The sequence below is a fragment of the Longibaculum muris genome (assembly GCF_004343035.1).
GTDB classification, from domain to species: Bacteria; Bacillota_I; Bacilli_A; order Erysipelotrichales; family Coprobacillaceae; genus Longibaculum; species Longibaculum muris.
This window is the reverse complement of sequence record NZ_SMCQ01000029.1, coordinates 20,194-38,452: the sequence shown is the minus strand read 5'-3', so window position 1 is coordinate 38,452 and position 18,259 is coordinate 20,194. Positions and strand designations below refer to the sequence as shown.

Below are 18,259 nucleotides of genomic sequence, written 5' to 3'. Positions count from 1 at the left end.
GCTTGCAAAGTCTGATTTTTCTTCTTTTTTCTTAAAAAAAGTTAAAAAACTTTTCATTCACCCATATTATAGCACAAAGCAAACTTTTATCAATTGCTTAAAGTTAATTTAATAAAAGAGAAGATTCATAACATCTTCTCTTTTATTTCAATTTTGATTTTTCATAATTATAAGGAATACTTGTTCCCACAACAACATCTTCAATTTTCTCTACAATTAACCAATCATCCATATTTCCTTGATGTTCAAACTCTAATGGTTCAATTTGTTGAACATCTTCGAATTCCACTAAACATAAAAACTTCTTATGCCAGCGGACCTTTTGTTTCTCTGTTAAATTTAGCTTGGATTGATGATCAGATAAAACTTGTGTAATTTGCTCATCAGTCAATTTTGCATAATTTTGTACATCCTTAACAGTGGCTTTCACACCAATCAAACTTGTTCCTTTCTCCATAAAATACAATGTCTCTCCAGCATGAACTCGACTATGTGGTATCTTTCTACCTGCCGCACCTCTAACCACCATTGTTTTCTTTTTAGAAATAATTTTATCTAAAACTCTTTCGCCCTTTTTCCCTGTATTATCACAGTAAACTAAATGTACCATTTTTAATCCTCCTCAATAATTGGTATCCATATTTGACTTAAATAATCTTTCGCATATGTGTTTTGCGAACTATACCACTCTAACTCTGGACAAGCATCATGTAAAAATGGATACTGAACTAACCATTCTTGATAAAGAAATTTCCATCCTTCTTGAATAGCTTGGGGAACACTCCCTCGACAATCAAAGATTGCCCATGTCGCTTCAGGAATCAATATTTCATCATACTCATCACTTTTTTCATGATTATTAATCACCATAATAGAATAAGTACATTCTTTTTTTAAAGTATTATAATCATGAAACAAACCAAACATACCTAATGTATTTCCTTCATCTAAAGCATAGAGTTTTGCATAGTCTCCATTTCTTTGACACTCACTCCAAAATTCAGGAACACTTTGAAAATGAATATGATCACGATAAGAAAGACGAATACTTTTTCCAATGAGTCGCATTGCTGACTTTTCTTCTAATCGCCAATCATAGCTTTGCTTCATATGTAATTGCATCTTAGGATAAACTTTTAAAGTTTGTCTTGTTTTTCTTGCCTGACTTGGTGAAACACCATGGAATTGTTGAAATGCCTTTGTAAATGATGTTGGTGAATCATAACCATATTTATAGCTAATATCTATAATTTTCATTTGTGTACTCATGACATCATAACCAGCTAAAGTTAATTTACGATAACGAACATATTCAGCAAAACTCATATCATTCATATATGAAAATACTTTTTGAAAGAAAGAATATGAACATCCTGCTAATCTTTCTATTTCTAATGGATTGATTGCTTCCTCAGTTCTTTGCAAATGTTCTTCCACATAATCAATAATTGCCTGTAATTTTTCATTCCATTCCATATTTTTTCTTCCTTTCAACAACAATATCATTTTAACATTTCTATAACTTGCTTTCCTCTTGTTTTTGGTTCTCTTTGGATAGATTCATTGATAACTTTTTTTAAATCTTCACCATAGCTTGCTTATCCATAAAAAACACAATATACTAAAAATAGATAAATATCTTGGAGGTTAATATGAAACTAATTATTGAAGAAACTGAACAAAAAATGAGTGAAAGTGCTATGTTTATTTTATTAGGTGCAATGATGCAAGACAAACGTGTCAATATTTCATTAACATCAGGTCGTTCTCCTAAAACTATGTATGACATGATGATTCCTTATGTGAAAAATCAAGAAAAGTTTAAAGATATTCAGTACTATTTATTCGATGAAAATCCATTTATAAATGAAGAATATGGACCAAATTGGAAAGATATGCAAGAGTTATTCTTTAAACCAGCCAATATTCCTGATAGTCATATTCATATTATGAATGCTGATAACTGGCAAGATTATGATAATGAAATAAGAAATGTTGGTGGGATTGATGTCATGGTTATTGGATTAGGCTATGATGGACATTTTTGTGGGAATTGTCCACGTTGTACCCCTTTTGATAGTTATACTTATCAAATTGATTTTAAAGAAAAACAAGCCGTGAATCCAGATTACAAAGATCGCCCTTATCAACCTTTTACTCTAACCATGGGTCCAAAGAGTTTGATGCGTGTCAAGCATTTGGTTATGATTGTAAATGGTAAAGAAAAAGCAGAAATCTTTAAAAGATTTTTAGATGAACCTATTAATCAAGATGTCCCTGCAACAATTTTAAAACTTCATCCTAATTTTACAGTAATTTGTGATCAAGATGCAGCCAGTCTTATTCATTATGAACAATATTCAAGATTATAAAAGAATTCAACTTAGATTTCATAAACATCATGTAACAACATGAAAGGATTAAGAATTTTCTTAATCCTTTTTAAATACCTTTTAGTAAATCCATCTTATCATTTGTTCAATAAAGAAATTACATTTTCCATTGATGCTTCTTTAAATCAACACAACCATTTTCTTTAAAAGTAATACCTTCTTGAGTGAGTAAATCTTTTTGTTCAAACCATCCTGGTGCACATCTTCCTTGACTACTGACAACGCGATGGCATGGATATTTGCCAAAGTATTCTGATAAACTTAAAGCCTTTCCTACTAAACGTGCATTTTTATCATGTCCAGATAAACGTGCAATTTGACCATAGGTTGCTACTGTGCCTAGGGGAATTTCTTCTACAATTGCAAAAACCTGATATAAAAATTCATCATTTAATGTTGCCATATGATAATGCTGTTCCTTTCTTTGGAATCATCAATTGTTTAGTATCGACACCTTCTAATTGCAACAACTTGATTTTTTTATCAATTCCTCCAGCATAGCCTGTTAAACTTCCGTGACTTCCCACTACACGATGACAAGGAATAATAATAGAAATAGGATTATGTCCAACAGCTCCACCTACTGCTTGAGCAGACATACTTTCTTTATTCATAACAATAGCAACCTTTTTGGCAATTTCACCATAAGTGGTTAATTGTCCATAAGGAATTTCACATAAAATTTTCCACACTGTTAATCGAAAATCATTTCCTCTCGGTGCTAATTTTAAATTAGCTATATTTGGCTTTTGACCTGCAAAATATTGGTCTAACCATAATTTTGCAGATTGTAAGATTGGCAAGTCATCTTTCTGTGTTATATCGTCTTTGATATTAGCTAGAAAATATTTTTGTCCTTCAAACCACAAACCAATAATATTATTTTCATCACTTACAATCAAAATATTTCCTAATGATGATTCATAAATTGTTTTATAAAGCATAGACACCCTTCTTTCTTTCATTATTATCTCATAACCATATAAAGAAAACCAAGACATTTCTTAATAAAAGAAAAACACGCTTATGCGTGTCAATGATGTTCTTGTGCTTGAGCATCTGCTTTTGTAGGATGAACTGTTCCCCAAGGATGATCAGCTGGTGCATAAATGGAATATAATTTTAATGGTTTATTTCCTGTATTCACCACATTATGCCACATACCAGCTGGTATAAAAATAGCACTTCCGTCAAAGACAGGTTGTTGAAAATAAAGATTATCCTTCTTATCACCCATCATAGCAACGCCAATGCCATCTTCAATACGTAAAAATTGATCAACTTCAGGATGTCTTTCTAAACCAATATCCTCACCTACAGGAATACTCATCACGGTTAATTGTAAATGTGACCCTGTCCATAAAGCCACTCTAAAATAATCATTATTCATAGTCGCTTTTTCAATATCTATTACAAATGGGTTAGGTCCAAAATCATTTGTAACTTGACTCTGAGCTCGCATCTGATAATCATTGTAATCATTCAAATCATAATAACTATACATCTTATCAATTCCCTTCCTTATATCCTATGTATAAGAAGAAAATCTGTTATTAAATAAATTGTAAAGTTCTTAAAATATATAACCATAAAGTAATAGAAAAACCACTGAGTAATGTTGTTAACATCACAACATTACTACTTAATATACCAGCATGTCCCATATTTTTAGCCATAACAAAACAAGTCACTGTTGTAGCTGAACCTAACATAATTAAAATAGCAACCAATTGTTCACCTACAAAACCAAACGCTATCGCAATCGGTAAGAAAATCATACAAAATCCAAAGAGTTTAATAAATGTAGCAACTAAGGCTGGTTTTAACTTGCCAAAAGCTTTCTTAATATCAAAACTTGCACCCATTGCTATTAAACCTAAAGGTGAAGCCATAGCACTGATATTGGAAACAGTTTTAGATAAGATAAAAGGCATAGGTAACTTCAAGATTGACCATAATAACCCGACAACAATTCCAATAATAATTGGGTTTGTTATAATTCCTTTAAGGGTTGTTTTCAATAGACCCTTATCCATTTCATTACGATGAGGCTGATAGATTGATAAAACTGTAACTGCCATAACATTGTAAAGTGGAACACTGCCAATAATCATCAATGGACCCATGACTGAATGTCCATAAATATTTTGAATCAAAGCAACACCTAATAAAGCTGCACTACTTCGATAACTGGCTTGTATAAATTCACCTCTTAAACTTCTTTCCTTCAAAAATGAAGAAATCACAATAACAAGTGTAATACTCAAAACCGTCACTATAAAACAAAAGGCAACAAATTTAAAATTCCAAGCTTTTTCAAAATCAACAGTTGCTAAATCTTGAAATAATAAGAGCGGTAATGGAACTAAAAAAACAAATTTATTCATTTGTGAAGCAAAAGATTCACTAACCCATCCTATCTTTTTCAAAACAATTCCCAATACCATCATTAAAAAAACTGGTAATGTTGCATTTAAACTAAAAATCAAATTATCCATAAAATCCCCTCTTTATCCAAATCTTTTATTAATATACTACAATTTTATTAAAATTTCTATGACTTGAAAAAAGAATATACCTTTTCTATCTTTTATTTTATAATAAATAAAGTAAGGGGGCTTATTGATGTATTTAATTAAAAATATAGATGTTTATAATCCTAAATATATTGGAAGAAAAGATGTTTTAATATCAGATAAAATAGAAATGATAGAAGATCATATTGATACTGATTTATTTGAAATTATTGATGGTCATAATAAAATTCTTGTTCCTGGATTTATTGACCAACATGTTCATATTACTGGTGGAGGTGGAGAAGGGAGTTTTAAAACCAAAGCTCCTGAGATAACACTTTCTAAGCTAACACGTCATGGAATTACTACGGTTTTAGGATTACTTGGTACTGATGGTATTTCACGAAATGTAGAAAATTTACTGGCTAAGGCTAAAGCACTTAAAGAAGAAGGAATCAGTTGTTTAATCGTTAGTGGTTCTTATCAATATCCACCAATCACAATAACTGATGATATTAAAAAAGATATAATGTTTATAGATGAAGTTGTTGGCTGCAAATTAGCCTTATCTGATCATCGTTCTAGTCATGTGCGTACAAAAGAACTTAAACGTTTAGCGAGTGATATTCGTGTAAGCAGTATGCTAAGTGGAAAATGTGGTATTTTAATTTTACATATGGGTGATGAAAAGAAAGCATTAAGTCAAGTCTTTAAAATTATTGAATCTACTGATATTCCAGTAAGTTTATTTAGACCTACTCATGTTGCTAGAAATAAACAGCTCTTAGAAGATGGTTTTAAACTTCTTTCAATGGGTGGTTATATTGACTTAACAGCTGAACCTCAGATGAGTGCAACTCATGCAATTTTAAAAGCTAAAAAAAGAGGCTTACCATTAGATCATATAACTGTTAGTTCTGATGGCCAAGGAAGTTGGTCGACTTATGATCAATCTGGTCAATTATTAGATATCGGTGTTTCTTCAGTTAGTTGTCTCTTTGAAGAATTTCAATATATGTTAAAAAATAATTTGAGTTTAGGAGAAGCTCTCCCTTTCTTTACTAGCAATGTGGCTAGAGGTTTAGGCTTAAATAAAGGGGAAATTATTGTTGGCAAAGATGCGGATTTACTTTTACTTGATCAAAATTATAATATACAAGATGTTATTGCATTAGGAAAGATTCATGTTAGAAATCAAAAACAATTAATCAAAGGAACATATGAAAAGGATTGAAAAAATTCAATCCTTTTTAAATACTATTCAGTTCTTAAAGCTGTTACTGGATCTTCTTGAGCAGCTTTCTTAGATGGAATCAATCCACCAATGAGTGTTAAAATAACACTCAAGACAATCAAAATAATCGCTCCACCTACTGGTAAAGTTGCACTTACACTGACATTACCTGCAATTTCATGGATAAGCATATTACCAGGAACCAATAAGATTAACGTAATACCAATTCCTAATAATCCTGATAATAAACCTATAATAAAGGTTTCTGCATCAAAGACTTGAGAGATATTTTTCTTTGATGCTCCAATTGCACGCAGGATTCCAATTTCTTTCTTACGTTCAAGAACACTGATATAAGTTATAACTCCAATCATAATTGATGAAACAACAAGTGATATGGCAACAAAGGCAATCAGTACATAACTAATTACATTAATAATATCAGTAACTGATGACATTAATGTTCCAACATAGTCAGTATAGGAAATCACTTTATCTTTATCTATCTTTTCTGCATTAGCATTGTATTTATCTAAAATATCAATGACTTTTTGTTTGCTTTCAAAATCTTTTGGATAGATATTAATCGCACTAGGTTTATCAAAATCAACATAACCTAATTTCTTTAAGTTTCCATCATAAGAAGATACTTCTTTCGTCATGAGTGACATCATTAATTCAGAAAGTTCTTCTTCATTCATATTCATCTTAATTGCTTTAGCAAACATACTGGTATCAATATGAATCGCATTTTGCATATTTTTTGCAAAATTTCCCATTTGTTTACTCATTTGTGCACTAATTTGTTGTTGTAAAGATTTTGTAATTGTTGCTGTATACTGACTCATCATGGTTTGCATCTGTTTTTGAATTTGGGCTTCAAATTGTTGGGTTAAACCACTTGCTTGTAACAATTGTGTCATTTCACTTTGAATGAGTTTTTGAGCATTTTCTGTTTGTAGATAAGCTAAGAAATAATCTCTCATCTTTGTTGGATCAGTCATTCCATTATCTATTGCATATTGTTGGAATTGAGCCATAATTTTTTGACTTAATGACTCTAATTGATCCTTAGAAATATTCACCTTCATATCTTTAAAGATATTTGTCATATCAATAGCTGGTAATGTAGATGGATCTATCTTAATCTGACTTAAATCCAAACTACCCATATCCATAGAAAGCTTACTTTGATCAAAAGTAAATGCCTTTTTCATTATATTAGCATCAACAGTAAATAAAGAATTCATATCCATTTTATTACTTTCTTTATCACTGAACTTCTTTCCAGTAAAAACATCAACATTAGAATCTTCTAATTGTTTTTTGACAATATCACTTGCTTGAGCTTTTTCAATCACATGTGTTGTAAGTGAAGCAGGATAACCAATCCCAGATCTTAACATTGTTGCTGTTGCTGTTTCAGCTGGTTGGACAATCCCTACAATTTTAATATTTTCACCATTTTCAATAAGCTTTTGCATATATTTTGTATCATCAGTTTTATCTTTATAAACATTGTATTTTTTATCATATTGATAATAATCAGTTGCATTAACTAATTTAAATTCTTTTCCTAAAATATCATCATATGAATATTTTCCAGCATTATCAGGAACTTTGACTTCTTCCTCTTTAGAGAATTGTTCAACCATTTTATCAAGTTCTGAAAAATCACGTAATCCCAATGTATATAACATAAAGTCATTAATATTTCCGTTCTTTGTTAAAACCAAAACACATTCATTATAGCTTTCTGGCCACTTTCCAGCTTTAATATCATATTGATCTTGATAAAGACTTGGATGATTAGGCATCTGATAAAAAACATCTGTACTCATCATGGCTGACATCATACTATTAGAATTAGATGATGAACCTAATCCTAAAGCAGCAAATGATTTATCAGGATGAACTTGTCTAATATTTTTAGTATTTGGACTATAAATCTGTGGCGCAACATTATAATTATATTCAATTGAATTTGTATTCTTTTTAATATCACTTTTTCCACTATCAAGATATTCTTTTAAGGATGTTAAATCATTAGAACCAATCTTAGAAAACATATTGGTAATCATTTGAGAAACATAGATTTTTGATTCATCTTTTTCTTCTGTTCCTGGTCCTGGATGTACATCTGTCATCATTGAAGTAATATCAAAACCAGTGCTTTGAATTTGTAATGGATATTCTGATAATGTTTCTTCTTCAATTGATTGAATATATTGATTAACACCATTAGATAATGATAAAATCAAAGCAATTCCAATAATCCCAATTGAGCCTGCAAAAGAAGTTAAAATAGTACGGGCTTTTTTTGTTTTTAAGTTATTAAAACTTAAAGATAAAGATGTTAATAAAGACATAGAAGATTTACCCATATTTTGATGTTTAGGTTTTTCTAATTCTTTATCACTCACTTCAAAAGGATCAGAATCACTGCGAATTGTTCCATCACGTAATTCAACAATACGTGTTGCATATTCTTGAGCTAATTCCGGATTATGCGTTACCATAACAACCAAACGATCTTTTGCGACTTCTTTTAATAAATCCATAACTTGAACGCTGGTATCACTATCCAATGCTCCTGTTGGCTCATCGGCTAATAAAATATCTGGATCATTGACTAAAGCACGAGCAATGGCGACACGTTGCATTTGTCCACCAGACATTTGATTTGGTTTTTTATGACCTTGATTTCCAAGTCCTACTTGTTCTAAAGCTTTTTCAGCTCTTTGTTTTCTTTCTGCTTTAGAAATACCAGAAATTGTTAAAGCTAATTCAACATTAGCAAGAACTGTTTGATGAGGAATCAAGTTATAACTTTGAAATACAAATCCAATCGTATGATTACGATAAGAATCCCAATCACGATCTTTATATTTCTTTGTTGAAATCCCATTAATAATTAAATCACCTTGATCATAACGATCAAGACCACCAATAATATTTAATAATGTTGTTTTCCCTGAACCACTAGGTCCTAAAATAGCAACAAACTCATTATCACGTAAATTCAAACTCACTCCATCCAGTGCCTTTTGAATTAAATTCCCTGTTTTATATTCTTTGTGTATATTTTTTATTTGAAGCATTCGTATTGCCTCCTTCTCTTATCTACATATTATACTATTAAATAGAATATTTTTGAATACAAGATGAACATATTCATTTTATTATGATATTATTCCTTTTACTGACAAATTATTTCATTATATGAATTGTTTTATAATCATAAAGATAATAAATATCCATATGAATACTATCGGAATACCATAATACCATTTTTTAGGATACCCATTTTCCCATAAATCTTTAGCTTCTTTTTTTGATTCTTCCATAACATCTAAAGGTATTAATTGAATCGATAACCAAATCAATAATGGCAAAATGATCATATCATCTATATAACCTAAAATAGGTATAAAATCAAGTATGAGGTCAATTGGTGACAAAGCATAACCAATCGTTATACCTACTATTACTTTTGCATAAATTGGTGTTTCTTTCTTTTTCATAACAATAGTTAATGCTGTTATATTTTGTTTTAAGTGCTGAGCTTTTTCCTTGAGATTCATATTTATTTATCCTTATAGACCATGGTATATTCTTTTTCCATCGTATCCTCATCAAAACCATCTTCAACAATTATAAAACCATTTTTCAAATAAAACTGAATAGCTCTTTTATTCTTTTGATAGACATTTAAAGTTAAATTCTTTTTTTTAGATTTAACAAACTTCAACAATTGACTCCCTACTCCATGAGATTGTTTTTGAGCATCTACAAAAATCCCCATAATATATTCATCATCAATTCCAATAAATCCTTGAATAGCTTGTGATTGATTATCAATAGAAACATAGACTTCTGACTGAGGTATCATTTTTTTGACCATTTCATAATGCTCTAACCAGTATTTTTTAGGAATAAAATCATGTGCTTTTCTATTACTTTCAAACCAAATATTCATAATTCTATCAATATCTTTTTCTTCTAACTTTCTTATCATATTTTTTAATCCTTATCCCAAAGCTAAAATATTTCTTTCATAGATATACATCAAGCATATCTATTTTTTAATCATGTGATTATAATCTTGATCATTTTGAAATATTTATTTGCCTTTATTAATATTCCTTCTCCATATTTCAATTATGCCATCATTGTACTCTTTTTATCAAATATATACAATTTATCCATTTAAAAATTCATTATTTTACATAAAATAAAAAAGTCAAGATTATCCAATCTCAACTTTCAAATAAATTTTAATTCTTATCAATATCTTTATTATTAAATGTAATTGTTATTTTAAGCCCATAATCACAATCAACATCATTAAAATCTGATACTTTAAGATTATTATTTTCTTCTTTATATCCTAACACTTTCCATAGTGCAATTTCTTTTCCTGATTTTATTTCTTTTTCTTCTAATGGATTCGCTCTTTGTATTTTATTATGATTCATAGATTTACGAAAATAATCAGAGCACTTATACTCAGTTATATTGTATTCGTCTCTTGAAGCAATCATATAAATATGATACGAATCTTGACCTGACACAATAGCAATTTCTCCTTGAGATGTAATAGGATCAGTAGTTGATACTATTTTTTCCCATCCATCATTTTTCTCCCAGACTTCAATTGTTGCTGTTTTGTAACTCTCATCTAAATGGTATTCAAATACTGAATAAGCATCTGTGACATCCTTTAAAACTTCCTCAGTTAAAGGTGTTTTACTGACATAACTTATAATATTTGTTGTGTTTTTGACTGGAGCTATTGGCTCTTTTTCTTTTTTATCATTATCTACACATCCCGTTAATAACATGAGCATACATATCATTAAAGACATTATTTTTTTCATAAACACTTTATCTCCCTTTTATTATTTGTTTTAATTTTCTTAATTAATCATTACTCATTCTGTCATTGAATATCTTTTATGTTTGTTGATACTACTTAAATTCATCTAAAATATTAAATTCTGATAAATAACTGTATTCCTGAATAAAAAATGGTTTATTGTAATTCCATAAAGGAATCTTTATTGTTTGTTTTCCATCACTTTGAATAAGATAAATATCATAAATAAAATCCATATCAAAATAATATGTAGTTGTAAAATTTAATTCATTTACTTCAGGCTGCATTAATACTATATCAGTTTCATTTTTATAATCTGGTTTAATAGATAGTTTCATTGAAATATTTTTATTATAATTTAAAGGTGTTACAGTTATTTTATAACAAGTATTACTTATATCACTCTTTACTAAATCTATCCTTGCTTCTGATAAGAGAAATTTTGTCATATCGACTTTTGAATTTTCATAAAACAAATAACCTATAAAACAACCTAACAACAGAATGCTACATACAACTATTATGATTTGCTTATATGTTAATAATATTTTCTTAGGTAAATGTAATTTCGGAGATAGCAACAAATCATCTATACTCATATGAAATGTTTGTGCTAGCAATACTGCAGATTCAATATCTGGTTTTGTTTCTCCTTTTTCCCATCGACTGACTGCTTGTCTAGAAACATGACAAGCTTGGGCAAGTTCTTCTTGTGTCATATGTGCTTCTTTTCTTAGCATGACTATTTTTTCTGAAATATTCATGATGACTTCCTCCTTGCACATTTATCGTATCTTATTAACATTAATATATCAAGAAACCAAATGTAACATCTATGTATTTATAAGTTGCATTTATAATAAAATTATATGGAGTGATTAAAACTCCATATAATTTTATTGAAATTGATATCAAAAATAATTATTTAGTTATCCCTTTTTAAATTACTCAAATTTATGTTATGAACACAAGAAAATTTATAATAGAATGTCATATTTATATTTTCTCAACTTAAATATGCTTTATTGGTTGTTGCTTGAATTGGAAGTTGCTGCTGACTCTTGATTTCTTAATATATGTTCCAATACAATATAACAAGCAATAATTTTTTCTGCCTGACTATCTTCTAAAATATCTAAATAATAAATATCATGCATTGAAAACCATTTACGATGCGCAGTTGCTAAAACATGATCATTTTCATCAACAATCTTATAATCATGTGCAGCAAATTCTCCTAGCATTTTCCATCCTAACCCATCAACTACAAATTGATTTTTAAATGGATGTCCTAGTTTAATCTTCATTTCAAACTTTTCTCCATTAGCCATTTCAATATAATGAACTTGATGAATCGAAATAGCCTTTGCATGTAAATATGCTATTTCATTACCTTGAGCATCTTCAATATGTGTCTTATCATGAATAGATAATGCTTTACTTACTACACGATATCTTACATTTTCATTCTCATCTAAAATATCCATTTTATTATGTATACTCATAACTTTTCCTTTAATATGTAATTTCATTATATTTCCTCCTTTATTTTTATAGATGATCTTACTTAACTTCAGGACTCATAACTGGAAACTTATGATACATAAACTCATCATCATAAATTTTATCATATAATTCACCAATGAAAGTAAATGGTTTAACCCCTTGATCTCTTAATGCCATTCTTCCAAAAGCACTATATGTAATAATTAAGTCTAGTGTGATAAATACAACAGTAGCCATATAAATAGGATGAGCAATTTTATAAGGTATTTTTTCTAGCCACTTTGATACAAAAGGATAAATAACTTTCATTAAAACTGTTCCTGCAATTCCCCAACCAATCATAAATGGAATTGTGGTTCTCCCAGCAATATTTAAAAACATCTTAGAATAATCCCAAAAAATAACACCAAAACAAACATCCGCAATCCAACTTGTTATAAATTCTGTTGTTCCACCAATAAGAGCTGCGTAGATCCATGTTTTTAAAATACTTCTTTGATCATTATGTTTTCCTAATATAACAACAAAAATAGCTACTCCAACACCATAAATTGGGCTAAATGGACCATAAATCATACCTTGTCGATCAACCCATTCACCAAATCTTACGTACCACAATATTTCTTCATAATAAGTTCCTATCAAACATCCAATGACAAAAAAGATAAATATCTTTGCAAAACAATATCCCTTAGCAAATACTTTTTCTTCCATATTTTAATCTCCCCTCCTGTCATTTTCATTTTATCATATATCTTAAAATAATCATAACAAATCAAAACATTTATAATCAACAAATCATTGTTTAAGTCGTTGTAAATTAGAATTCAAGATATTAAATGTTTCTTAGATGTATTCAGTTATTTGAGTTTTTCTTATCAGTAATACCAATAATGACCTCAATGATATTTTTATGAACATCTATACTCCATTGACCAAACATTCTTTATGAAAAAAATCTCTCCTTTCATCGAAAGGAGAGAAGTGGCATTAACTATTATCCAAGCTATTGCTCAACTAATTGAAACAATCATAAGTGTCCAGGATCATAAGTCCTACTTATTTGTACTTGTGAAGATAACAGCAACTTATAAATATTCCTCCCTGTTTTAATTCCAAATAATAAACATTGTTAGAAAAAGGCTTATATTCTTTTATTTTACCAACAATCTTTTCAATAATTTTAAAATCTTCATCTATAGTAACATTCTTCTCCATGTACTGTTCATAAAAATCTCTATTATTATTTCTGTTAATCCTATGGATAGATTTTCTTATACTATATTTTCCATCATTGTTATCAGCAGCAGAAACACTTAACAGTGAGTAATCATTTGTCTTAAGCAGAACACATTCAATATATCATTAGCTCTATATATAATTATGAGTATCATATAGAAAGAATGTTGTTAAGCCTAATACAATTATTACTGATAATATTGATATAATAAATACTTATTTATGATATTATTTTTACGAAATCCACTATTTCTATTCATTTAATCACTACTTTCATATCGTTAAATCATGTTCAAAAATAAATTTCTAAATCCTCTATCTCACTAATTTTTGTTTCTTTTCTATTTTAATAGCTATGAAAAATTGTTTTTCTTTTTCTTGGTGTTTGAATGATTAATAAGTTTCTGCCTTTAACTGATTCAATAATAATCCTATAATTGAATGACTTGATTATTTTTTTATCTTTAATTGAATATATATGAGTATGCCATATTTCATCAGTATCAGGCCTTGGATTTGCTTCAAACACAATATAATCATTTTTATCATATTCCATAAAATATGCTATAATTGCATAAAATCCTTCCTGCCAAAATTTTATACAGTCAATTTCCTCTAATGTATGAAAATCGTATATATGTAACTCACCATGTTTATAACGATCTACAGTAGGCAGTAATAAATACTTTCCATCATCTGATATTTGGTAGAAGTTTTGACTGTAGCATGGCACCTTCTGCAACTGTTTTCTAGAACCATTTTCCCATATGGAGATAATAAAATTGTTGTTTTCATTTTCCCATCGATCTTCTAAGAAATAAAGATTATTACCATATGAAGTGATTTTTTTTAACCAATTCTTACTACTTTCATTTATATCTTGTTCTTCTCGTATTATTATTCTATTCTTTATATATACTAAAACTACATGTCGTTTAAATTCATTTGGGTTTATCTCCTCTGCATATTCATAGTGAATAACCATCTCATCTTTAAGGAAAGTTAATGACTCTATATTTGGTTTCATAAAATTCGTAAATTTAAATTTATAGTATTTATCATTGATGTAATCCCATTGATTGATTATTCTTGTTCCCCAATTCCAATAATATATACTTCCATTATGTAGGATACAGGAGCTCGTTTTTATAACTTTTGATTCATTGATAAACTCATGATTATAATTATAAACTTTATATCTTCCCTTTTTTCTAATTGTATATACATCTTCATTATGCATATCAATATTAACTTTTTCAATAGTATAATTTTCCATATTATCCTCCAAATAACTTTTAAAATAAATAATTTTTTTACAGTTTTAAATAGTCTTTCTAGAATCTCTCTATAAACTTCCAAGGTCGCAATAGTCCTTGTCACATTAACTGCTGTCTTAGGTTTTATTGTTAAAGGGAAATTTATTTTTAATAACCAATAATATAACTTGTTATAGATATATCTATGTAAAGAATTAATAATTGAAACTTTATTAATATCAACATCTATTCCTCCATAATGACTTTCTATAACTTCTCTTGGATGATTCAAATAAAAATCATGTTTTACTTTTCCATTCTCATTCCAAGCTTCTTGAGGAACAATATGTTGTTAATTTAAAGAAATATCCTACTGCATCATAAGTATAGATAGCATAGTCAGTTTTTCAAAAATTATTTCAATCTATTTCAAAATATAGATTTTCACTTAAATATACTCCATTAAATATTTTCTCTATTCTAAGTTTTAATTCTTCAGAACTTAATAAATATTCAATATACTCACATAATTTTAAATATATATTTATATTTTTATTATCTAGTAAATTAACTTCAATATAACACTTCTTACTTTTTTTATGAAATCAATGTCAATCTCATTTATTTTTTTTCTAGTTTTATTTTGAATAAAATCCTCAAATGACATATTTGTGAAAATATCAAGTTCAAAATCATACAGTTCATATCTCTTTCCTTCATTTATATAAAATGGGACAAAAACAACATCATCTGTTACAAACAATCTTTGACTTTGTTTTTCTAATAAAGCTTTTTTTACATCATTTACATTATAATAAGGGCATCTACATAATTCAATAATCTAATAATTCCAAATCAATTCCTCCTGTTGGTTTAAAGTATATTTTTATTTTACCAGAAGAATCAATAACAGCAAATTCATTCTTTGAAATTCTATAAAATAATTTATCACCATTTACTCTAATTTTTGTTAATACATTATTTCCTTTTGAACTAATCAAATTTTGTGCCTGTTGCTGATAGTATTCCTTTATAATATCTCTAAATTCTTTTTGATTTATGACATGTTTTTGATAATGGTGGTTTAGCAATTTATCAGATTTAAACTAAAATACTTATATTACTTCATAATCAACATATTCTCGATTATTATGAGTTACCCAAACTGCTTTCCCAATTGATTACTATTAATCTTAAGTCTCTTTGATGGATTAAAATAATTATTAAAAACATTTGGTTTACTTGTTATATATTTCTTATAAAATTCAAATAATAATCACTTAGTAAAAAACAATACTCTTAATTCAACTTCATTATTTTCATTAGTTATAATATCAGCCTTTCTTACGAGATCAGATTTTTTTATTGATAATAAAGGCAGTTGATTATTTTGTTTATGCGTTGTTATTTTTAAAATTAAATAGGAATCACTATCATGTAATTGTAAATCAAATTGTCTTTCATTAGTTGTATATTGCACAATTGTTTCTATACATTCTTTTATGATATTAATAATATGGATATCCTCTAGCATCTTATTATTACCTACAGTTATAATTGTAGTAATATTGTAACCATCTTTTTTTAATAGATTTATATAATTTAATATATTGTAATCAAAAGCTGGCACATTTGATGTTTGAGTTAATTCATATGCTTGATAATTTTCAATCACTTCATTAACAAATAAAGAAGTTTCATCTAAATTATGATTTTTAAGTAAATTCCTTATTTTAATAAGAATATAGAACATATGGTGTTTTTCTTGAAGTATTTGATATGATAATTTATTTGTTTTCTTATATAATTCTTCAGCATAATGACTTTTCAACAATTCATTACTTATTAACATATGATTATAGTGATCTATTTGCATACGATAATATAATATAAAAAAGGATATAATTAAGACGATAAAGAGAAATAACAGATTATAAATTGTCTTACTACCAATTGTTTGATAAAAAATAGCTTCATACAAGATAGTATAAGCCCCTAAAAAAGTAAACGTAAAAATACAAAATACAATCCAATAATCTTTTTTTAAAGTAACTTTTCTATACTGTTTTAATCTTTTCTCCACATAATAAAACATAAAGCCAAATATGAAATAAAATACTCTTGAAATCAAAGATAGGATTATGACTGCTGTATTTGTTAATCCTATATCTTTTGGACTAATATTAAGAAACAATGATACAAAAACTAACGATATAGTGTTAGAGAAAAGTAAAAGAGCAATCAATATTGATGGAATAATAAAGTAGTATAAATTCAATTCCTTCTTTACAAAATAGATTATTACAAAGTTCGTCATAATTAATAAAGCTAATAATAGAAAGTTGTTTGTTATATAATTATTAAATATGAATGTCTCAATGAAACAAATAATCGCATTTAAAAATATTAAACCTTTTTTATCATTAATTTCAAGAATCTTAAAACTAAAATAAGATAAAATAAAATCTTCTATAATTGTCATAATAGTGTCAAATAAAATCATTTTAATAAAAACTCCTCATATTGTTCTATAAGCTGACTTTGATATTTTCTTCCAACATTATGTTCTACATCATCATACATAACAACTTTTATTCTCATAACTTCCTTAGCATAATTTAAATTAATTACTAAATTTCTTTCTATTTGAACAAGCTCTTTATAATCTACCTGATTCATAAACTTCATCAATGAACTATGAATAGTCAATTCATTATCAATAGTTTTAATAATAAGATCATGTCCTATAACCATCAAATAAATTATTTTACTAAACTTAATAACATGCGTTCTTCCATCAACTTTAATCAAAATTCTCTTAATATTTTCATCCATATATTTTTTTACTTGTTTTAATACTTTAACAATATCTGTTTGATATTGTGCTTTACGTATAAATTGAAAAAATCGAATAGATAATGCTGAAAAAACAAGTTCTTCATGTATTGAAACAAAAACTATTATTGCTTTTGGAAAATAATCTTGGATAAATTGTCCTATATTTATACCATTATATTCTTTTTTTAAATCAATATCTAAAAAAACAAGATCAATAGATGAATAATCCTCTATTCTTTTAAAATCATCATTAATAATATCTATAGATACAAAATCATATAAACGAGAAAAAAACTGAGAAACATCTTTTTCTATTAATTTTGCAAATTCTAAATCATCATCTACAATAACAACATTCATAATTAACTCTCCCATTAAATAAATAAGAAATAAATATA

General features: G+C 27.7%; 19 protein-coding genes. 2 read left to right on the top strand and 17 right to left on the bottom strand.

Going from position 1 to position 18,259, the window contains the following annotated elements:
• Positions 1-142: 142 nt before the first annotated feature.
• On the bottom strand, positions 143-610 hold the full coding sequence (locus tag EDD60_RS14270; RefSeq protein WP_066448759.1) for a hypothetical protein: 468 nt from the start codon (positions 608-610) through the stop codon (positions 143-145).
• Between the two features lie 2 nt (positions 611-612).
• The gene (locus tag EDD60_RS14265; RefSeq protein ID WP_066448764.1) at positions 613-1,476 is read right to left on the bottom strand and encodes an AraC family transcriptional regulator; all 864 of its coding nucleotides are present in this window, start codon (positions 1,474-1,476) and stop codon (positions 613-615) included.
• Between the two features lie 176 nt (positions 1,477-1,652).
• Here EDD60_RS14265 and EDD60_RS14260 point away from each other — a divergent pair, with 176 nt between their 5' ends.
• Positions 1,653-2,372 carry a glucosamine-6-phosphate deaminase gene (locus EDD60_RS14260; RefSeq protein WP_066448765.1) on the top strand — a complete coding sequence of 240 codons (720 nt, stop codon included), beginning with the start codon at positions 1,653-1,655 and terminating at the stop codon, positions 2,370-2,372.
• 118 nt (positions 2,373-2,490) lie between these two features.
• Here EDD60_RS14260 and EDD60_RS14255 read toward each other — a convergent pair whose 3' ends face one another.
• The 4 genes from EDD60_RS14255 to EDD60_RS14240 form a co-directional block, all read right to left on the bottom strand.
• The gene (locus tag EDD60_RS14255; protein ID WP_066448773.1) at positions 2,491-2,796 is read right to left on the bottom strand and encodes an MGMT family protein; all 306 of its coding nucleotides are present in this window, start codon (positions 2,794-2,796) and stop codon (positions 2,491-2,493) included.
• Positions 2,780-3,337 carry a methylated-DNA--[protein]-cysteine S-methyltransferase gene (locus EDD60_RS14250; RefSeq protein WP_066448776.1) on the bottom strand — a complete coding sequence of 186 codons (558 nt, stop codon included), beginning with the start codon at positions 3,335-3,337 and terminating at the stop codon, positions 2,780-2,782. The genes EDD60_RS14255 and EDD60_RS14250 overlap by 17 nt, the downstream gene beginning before the upstream one ends.
• Before the next feature lie 89 nt (positions 3,338-3,426).
• Complete coding sequence (locus tag EDD60_RS14245) at positions 3,427-3,897, bottom strand: cupin domain-containing protein (protein ID WP_066448778.1); 471 nt, start codon at positions 3,895-3,897, stop codon at positions 3,427-3,429.
• A 49-nt stretch (positions 3,898-3,946) separates the two neighbouring features.
• Positions 3,947-4,891: an AEC family transporter gene (locus EDD60_RS14240; protein ID WP_066448780.1), complete on the bottom strand. Its 945-nt coding sequence runs from the start codon at positions 4,889-4,891 to the stop codon at positions 3,947-3,949.
• A gap of 127 nt (positions 4,892-5,018) precedes the next feature.
• Between EDD60_RS14240 and iadA the strand changes: the two genes are divergently transcribed.
• On the top strand, positions 5,019-6,143 hold the full coding sequence (gene iadA / locus EDD60_RS14235) for a beta-aspartyl-peptidase (protein ID WP_066448782.1): 1,125 nt from the start codon (positions 5,019-5,021) through the stop codon (positions 6,141-6,143).
• A 23-nt stretch (positions 6,144-6,166) separates the two neighbouring features.
• On the opposite strand, the gene EDD60_RS14230 is transcribed toward iadA, so the two are convergent.
• From EDD60_RS14230 to EDD60_RS14180, 11 genes are all read right to left on the bottom strand, one after another.
• Complete coding sequence (locus EDD60_RS14230; protein WP_066448784.1) at positions 6,167-9,244, bottom strand: ABC transporter ATP-binding protein/permease; 3,078 nt, start codon at positions 9,242-9,244, stop codon at positions 6,167-6,169.
• Between the two features lie 117 nt (positions 9,245-9,361).
• Positions 9,362-9,727 carry a YkvA family protein gene (locus tag EDD60_RS14225; protein ID WP_066448785.1) on the bottom strand — a complete coding sequence of 122 codons (366 nt, stop codon included), beginning with the start codon at positions 9,725-9,727 and terminating at the stop codon, positions 9,362-9,364.
• A gap of 2 nt (positions 9,728-9,729) precedes the next feature.
• Positions 9,730-10,161, bottom strand: coding sequence for a GNAT family N-acetyltransferase (locus tag EDD60_RS14220; RefSeq protein ID WP_066448787.1), 432 nt, complete (start codon positions 10,159-10,161; stop codon positions 9,730-9,732).
• Positions 10,162-10,420: 259 nt separating this feature from the next.
• Positions 10,421-11,023: a hypothetical protein gene (locus tag EDD60_RS14215; RefSeq protein ID WP_066448789.1), complete on the bottom strand. Its 603-nt coding sequence runs from the start codon at positions 11,021-11,023 to the stop codon at positions 10,421-10,423.
• A gap of 91 nt (positions 11,024-11,114) precedes the next feature.
• Positions 11,115-11,786: a helix-turn-helix transcriptional regulator gene (locus EDD60_RS14210; RefSeq protein WP_165973155.1), complete on the bottom strand. Its 672-nt coding sequence runs from the start codon at positions 11,784-11,786 to the stop codon at positions 11,115-11,117.
• A gap of 258 nt (positions 11,787-12,044) precedes the next feature.
• Positions 12,045-12,554 carry an LURP-one-related/scramblase family protein gene (locus EDD60_RS14205; protein ID WP_066448792.1) on the bottom strand — a complete coding sequence of 170 codons (510 nt, stop codon included), beginning with the start codon at positions 12,552-12,554 and terminating at the stop codon, positions 12,045-12,047.
• Positions 12,555-12,585: 31 nt separating this feature from the next.
• Complete coding sequence (locus EDD60_RS14200; protein ID WP_066448795.1) at positions 12,586-13,242, bottom strand: putative ABC transporter permease; 657 nt, start codon at positions 13,240-13,242, stop codon at positions 12,586-12,588.
• Positions 13,243-14,113: 871 nt separating this feature from the next.
• Positions 14,114-15,043: a hypothetical protein gene (locus tag EDD60_RS14195; RefSeq protein ID WP_132226514.1), complete on the bottom strand. Its 930-nt coding sequence runs from the start codon at positions 15,041-15,043 to the stop codon at positions 14,114-14,116.
• An 813-nt stretch (positions 15,044-15,856) separates the two neighbouring features.
• Positions 15,857-16,024: a hypothetical protein gene (locus EDD60_RS14190; protein ID WP_207905379.1), complete on the bottom strand. Its 168-nt coding sequence runs from the start codon at positions 16,022-16,024 to the stop codon at positions 15,857-15,859.
• 275 nt (positions 16,025-16,299) lie between these two features.
• On the bottom strand, positions 16,300-17,526 hold the full coding sequence (locus tag EDD60_RS14185; RefSeq protein ID WP_066448803.1) for a hypothetical protein: 1,227 nt from the start codon (positions 17,524-17,526) through the stop codon (positions 16,300-16,302).
• Positions 17,523-18,221 (bottom strand): LytR/AlgR family response regulator transcription factor, encoded by a 699-nt coding sequence (locus EDD60_RS14180; protein WP_066448805.1) that lies wholly within the window; start codon positions 18,219-18,221, stop codon positions 17,523-17,525. Before EDD60_RS14180 ends, EDD60_RS14185 begins: the two co-directional genes overlap by 4 nt.
• Between the last annotated feature and the right edge of the window lie 38 nt (positions 18,222-18,259).